The sequence below is a fragment of the Saccharomonospora xinjiangensis XJ-54 genome (genome assembly GCF_000258175.1).
GTDB classification, from domain to species: domain Bacteria; phylum Actinomycetota; class Actinomycetes; order Mycobacteriales; family Pseudonocardiaceae; genus Saccharomonospora; species Saccharomonospora xinjiangensis.
In genome coordinates, this window is sequence record NZ_JH636049.1 from 146,492 (window position 1) to 147,739 (window position 1,248).

Annotated in this window: 1 protein-coding gene; it reads right to left on the bottom strand. The window is 66.2% G+C overall.

Annotated elements, in window-relative coordinates:
- Positions 1-1,248 (bottom strand): type I polyketide synthase (locus SACXIDRAFT_RS00330; RefSeq protein WP_006236443.1); only part of this gene is annotated, 1,248 nt, incomplete at both ends.

Consider the following 1,248-nt stretch of genomic DNA (forward strand, 5'->3'; position numbering starts at 1 on the left):
GGCTGGCTGTTCGAGGATGACGTGGGCATTGGTGCCGCTGAAGCCGAAAGAGGACACCGCGGCCCGTCGGGGACGATCCACCTCGGGCCACGGCCGCGACTCGGTCAGCAACTCCACCGCACCCGACGACCAATCCACCTGCGACGTGGGCTCACCCACATGCAGGGTCCGCGGCAACACCCCATGCCACATCGCCATGACCATCTTGATCACACCAGCCACACCCGCAGCAGCCTGCGTATGCCCGATGTTCGACTTCACCGAACCCAGCCACAACGGCATCCCCTCGGCACGGTCCTGCCCGTAGGTCGCCAACAGAGCCTGCGCCTCAATCGGATCACCAAGCCGAGTCCCCGTACCATGCGCCTCCACCACATCCACATCCCCAGTGGACAAACGCGCATTCGCCAAAGCCTGACGGATCACCCGCTGCTGCGACGGACCATTCGGCGCCGTCAACCCATTCGACGCACCATCCTGATTCACCGCCGAACCCTTGACCACCGCCAGAACCCGACGACCATCGGCCACCGCGTCGGAGAGACGTTGCAGGACCAGGACCCCGACCCCCTCGGAGAAGCCCGTGCCGTCCGCACCCTCCGCGAAGGACTTACACCGACCATCCGACGCCAGACCACCCTGCCGGGAAAACTCCACAAAACCACCCGGCGTCGACATCACCGTCACACCACCGGCCAACGCCAACGAACACTCACCCGACCGCAACGACTGCACCGCAAGATGCAACGCCACCAACGACGACGAACACGCCGTATCCACCGTCACCGCCGGCCCCTCAAAACCGAACGTATACGCGATCCGACCCGAGGCGACACTGTTGGATCCGCCGGTGCTGAGGTAGCCCTCCGCCCCGTCGGGGACCACCGTGAGTCTGCTCAGGTAGTCGCTGTACATGACCCCGGCGAAGACCCCGGTCGGACTCCCCTTCACCGACGACGGCGCGATACCCGCCCGCTCCAACGCCTCCCACGACGCCTCCAGCAACAACCGCTGCTGCGGATCCATCGCCACCGCCTCACGCGGCGAGATCCCGAACAAACCAGCATCGAACTCCGCCACGTCATGCAGAAACCCACCCGCGCGAGCGGCGGACCCGGTGGCGGAGCCGAACAGGACGTCCAGATTCCAGTCGCGATCGGCTGGGAAGCTCCCGATCGCGTCGCCGCCCTCGGCGAGGAGCGTCCACAGGTCTTCCGGGGAGTCCACCCCGCCGGGATAACGACAGGA